This window comes from Desulfobulbaceae bacterium (genome assembly GCA_015231515.1).
Lineage (GTDB): Bacteria > Desulfobacterota > Desulfobulbia > Desulfobulbales > VMSU01 > JADGBM01.
The window spans coordinates 1-4242 of sequence record JADGBM010000179.1 but is presented as its reverse complement, the minus strand read 5'-3'; the positions used below and the strand labels follow the sequence as shown (position 1 = coordinate 4242).

At 47.3% G+C, this 4242-nt stretch carries 5 protein-coding genes; all 5 read left to right on the top strand.

Features of this window, described 5'->3' with window-relative positions; genetic code table 11:
- Positions 1 to 13 precede the first annotated feature (13 nt).
- The gene (locus tag HQK80_15735; protein ID MBF0223643.1) at positions 14 to 532 is read left to right on the top strand and encodes a YdcF family protein; all 519 of its coding nucleotides are present in this window, start codon (positions 14 to 16) and stop codon (positions 530 to 532) included.
- A 15-nt stretch (positions 533 to 547) separates the two neighbouring features.
- Positions 548 to 1300 (top strand): 5'/3'-nucleotidase SurE, encoded by a 753-nt coding sequence (gene surE, locus HQK80_15730; protein MBF0223642.1) that lies wholly within the window; start codon positions 548 to 550, stop codon positions 1298 to 1300.
- Positions 1263 to 2087 carry a biotin--[acetyl-CoA-carboxylase] ligase gene (locus HQK80_15725; GenBank protein ID MBF0223641.1) on the top strand — a complete coding sequence of 275 codons (825 nt, stop codon included), beginning with the start codon at positions 1263 to 1265 and terminating at the stop codon, positions 2085 to 2087. The genes surE and HQK80_15725 overlap by 38 nt, the downstream gene beginning before the upstream one ends.
- Before the next feature lie 498 nt (positions 2088 to 2585).
- On the top strand, positions 2586 to 3263 hold the full coding sequence (locus tag HQK80_15720) for an XTP/dITP diphosphatase (protein ID MBF0223640.1): 678 nt from the start codon (positions 2586 to 2588) through the stop codon (positions 3261 to 3263).
- A gap of 159 nt (positions 3264 to 3422) precedes the next feature.
- The coding region (locus tag HQK80_15715) for a DUF3365 domain-containing protein (GenBank protein ID MBF0223639.1) at positions 3423 to 4242 on the top strand (820 nt) is incomplete at its 3' end.

The following is a 4242-nucleotide window of genomic DNA, read 5'->3' as shown; positions in this document are numbered from 1 at the left end:
TTTTCTTTCTGGTATGGTCACACTTTCTTTGAGCCGCGAAGATTCAGAGGAGTTTGGTGATGGCGTCGATCGCATACTGAAAGGCATGGATATGGTTCGGCAGAAGCAGGCGGACTATCTGGTTATCTCAGGCGGCAGCGGTGAGTTGATCGGGCCGGTCATTTCCGAGTCGACACTTTTAAGGGCATTTGCCGTCCGTTTTGGTATTCCCCAGGAAAAAATTCTGATTGATGCAAACTCTCGCAATACACGTGAGAACGCCTTGATGACCAAGGTTTTACTGGAGAGCAACAACCTGAAAAAGACGGCGTTGATAACCTCGGCCTTTCATATGCCCAGGGCCATGGGCTGCTTCAAGGCGGTTGGCCTTTCTCCTGATCCCATTCCTGTTGATTATCAGGTCTCTCGTCCGGTTAAGAAGGATTTCAGAAACTATTTTCCTAAGGCCGCGACTCTTTCCCGCTTCAGCTCATTGGTCCACGAACTTGTTGGGATTATTGTCTATGGGCTCCGTGGGTATGCTGTTTACTGATCCTCTATTTTTGTAATGAACAAAGCCCCCCTAATACTTGTCACCAATGATGACGGTGTGTACGCTCCAGGAATTCAAGCACTTTTTGAGGCTATGAAGGGGGTTGGTACTCCTGTTATGGTGGCGCCAGAGAGAGATAATAGCGCGGTGAGCCACTCCTTAACCATGACCAGACCTCTTAAAGTTAAGAAGATCGCGGCCGAGATCTTTACCCTTGACGGAACTCCGGCTGACTGTGTCATTTTGGCACTGGAAAAACTACTTGATCGTAAGCCCGATCTGGTAGTCTCCGGCATTAATCACGGTGGCAATCTTTGTGAAGATATCAGTTATTCCGGCACGGTGTCTGCCGCTATTGAAGGGACTATGCTGGGGGTTCCCTCAATGGCTGTTTCAATGCCGGGTGAAGCGCCTTTTTGTTTTGAGACCGGGGCAGCGGTTGCACAGAAAATTGCTCATAAAATACTGAAAAATGGCCTGCCGAAGGATACGTTGCTCAACATTAACGTGCCGAACGTTGCTTCTGTTGACGGTTTAAATGTTGTCTTTACCCGCCAGGGAAAACGAGTTTACTCTGATGTCGTGAAAGAGACCTTTGATCCGTGGGGGCGTAAGCATTACTGGATTGGCGGTGGAACTCCCTCCTGGGATACCAACGAGGGTACAGACTCTAAAGAGGTGTTGGCCAACAATATTTCGATCACACCAATTCATCTGGATCTAACAAATTATGAGGCGCTGGAATCTTTGCGTCAGTGGGATGTGTGATACCATTTTACAACAGGCCATTGACAGCGGCCGGTTGGGCAGTATCCCTTTTTACTGGCACGAGTCAATAGGTTCTACCAATCAAAAAGCCCTGGAGATGGTTCGAAATGGGCTTTTTGAGCAGACCATCATAATGGCCGACTCACAAACTAGCGGGCGCGGGCGGCTTGGCAGAAGCTGGGTTTCACCGGCAGGTTCAGGCCTGTACGTCTCCATTGTTTTGTGGCCTCAGGTTGCCCCTGAGCATCTTTCAAAATTGACCCTTGTTGCAGGAGTAGCAGTTAACAGGGCCATCAATCTTGAGGCAACTATTGCGACCATGATCAAATGGCCAAATGATATAGTGGTTGATGGGAAGAAAGTCGCTGGGATTTTGGCGGAAAGCACGGCGGTAACATCACGAGGAAAAACGGCAGTTGTGCTTGGCATAGGGGTAAATGTTACGACTCCCCTGAATGCCTTCCCGCTTGAGCTTAGCGGCAGAGTAACATCGCTTTTGGCGGTCAGTGGAAAACGCATTCACAGAGGGGTTCTGCTTAAACGGTTGGTGAGTGAAATAGCCATGCAAATGGAGTTGTTTGAGGGGGGGAGTTTTTCAACAATCCTGGAGGAGTGGAAGAGGCGAGACGCCACCCTAGGTAAACGACTTCATTGGCTTAATAGTACGAAACAGGCGATATATGGTGTGTCACTGGGGCCGGACAAGGATGGGCGTTTGCAGGTTCGAGATGCTTCCGGAAAAGTGCATGAGGTGCTATCAGGCGATGTTACCCTTGCTGAATATTAATACACCAGTCTGCTTTCACTTCTGAGTCGATCTGTGAACTTTTCTGATTTTTTTCTGTCTTCAGAGAGATAGTAGACAAAAAAACCAACCAATGGACCGATAATAACAAAGAGTAGAAAATCCCAGAGCATTTGGTGCCTCCCGCGCTTTGCAGTCACAGCCTGTAACCGACAGTTGTCGCTTCAGTTTGATACCGTTGCTAAGGCAAAAAAACAAAGGGCCTTTGTTCTTAACATAGACCCGCTTTCTCAAAAAAGCAAAGGTAATTTTAAGGAAATATACAATATGGAGTGTAATCAACATGTTACGTGTACAACATGTGGTAACACGTTGAAATGGTTCAGTTTTATAGCTTTCTGCGGGCGGCGTTGCTGTCTGGAGAGGGGTTGACTTTGGGTTGTCTATGCTGTAATCCACCGTTACAAGAGCTAGAAAGATTCTGATACGGCTCGGGTAATGTGCACCAGTGATATGGAAAATAATTTTGGGAGAAGGACAATGATATTAGTTTTGGCAACAAAAAACCAAGGCAAGGTTAAAGAGTTTCAGGAGATGTTCAAGGGCCTCCCCATAGAGCTGCGCTCTTTAAACGATTTTGGACCTATCCCGGAAGTTGAAGAGGATGGCCAGACATTTGATGAAAATTCGTATAAAAAGGCGCATTTCACGGCCAAGGTTTTAGGGTTGCCGGCAATCTCCGATGATTCGGGGCTGGTGGTTGAGGCCCTGGATGGGGCGCCAGGGGTCTATTCTGCCCGCTATGCCGGGGAAAATGCTACTGATCAGGACAATATCGATAAACTTCTTTTAGATTTGAAGGGTGTACAAAATAGAAAAGCCGCTTTTGAGTGCGTGGTCTCTATTGCGGTACCAAGTGGGCCGGCCTTGACTTATGAAGGACGATGTGAGGGAGAAATTACCGAAGAGATCCGTGGCGATGGTGGTTTTGGGTATGACCCTGTATTTTATTGTCCCGAGTTGGGAAAAACTTTTGCGGAAAGCAACATGGCCGAGAAGAATCTGATCAGTCACCGCGGCAAGGCCCTTAAAGAAGTTGCTGCCGAGCTTGATAAAATTGTAGTTTGGCTGCGTCAGCGGACAATGGAAGCTAAACCCCCCAAGCCGGATCATTCAGTCTATGAGCATAATGACTGGTCGGAAGAAAAAATGGTCTAAGGCCGTTCAACCCACCCACCCCCCAATTCCCTGCAGGTAATTGCTGCTACAATGTAATACCTCCCTGTTTTCAACCATTTATTTTATTCGACATACGCTTGACTTTCTCGATAAATATGTGCTGAGATAAAAGCATATGTAAAATTGCGGAGGGTACAAATGTATAGCTCCAGAAATTTAAAACGCATAACTATTGCCACTCTCCTGGGGTGGTTTCTGGTGGTTCTGGCATCCATCTCGTGGGCTATTTGGGGTGAATATCAGCATCATATTTTCGAAATACCCAAGGATAAGGCGCGAAGCAGCTGTGAGCGTAACACTGCCCTGCGGCGCTGGTTTGCCTCGCATGGCGGAATTTATGTTCCTGAAACTACCACCTCGCCGGCTAATCCCTACCTGAGCCATCTTCCTGAAAGGGATATCCTGACACCCTCCGGAAAGCAACTTACTTTGATGAATCCGGCCTATGCTATCAGGCATTTATCTGAATATTCGGATAAATCAGGAACTACATGGCAGTTGACCAGCTTGAAGACCCTTAATCCCGATAACGGACCTGATGATTGGGAAAGGGCGGCATTGTTGGCCTTTGAGCAAGGGGTTGAGGAGGTCATTTCTTATGGAGATTTTAATGGAAAACCCCATCTCCGTCTGATGCGGCCCCTGCGCTACGAGCAACAGTGTCAGAAATGTCATGGGGATATGGGGTATGAACTTGGTGATATTCGTGGCGGTGTCGGTGCATACCTGGATATGGAAACAAGCTGGCAGGATTTTAGTAATATCGCAAAACTCTTACTCACCAGCTCTCTGGGTATCTTATTAACAGGAGTTCTACTAATAGGCTTTTTCTACCGGATAGAGAGGAAATCAAGTATTGAGCAGGAAAGGCTGGAAGCAGAAGAGAAGCTGGCCAATGAATTATTACAAAAAAGAGAGTCTCAATTAGCAGAGTCACAGCAGGTTGCCAAACTCGGCA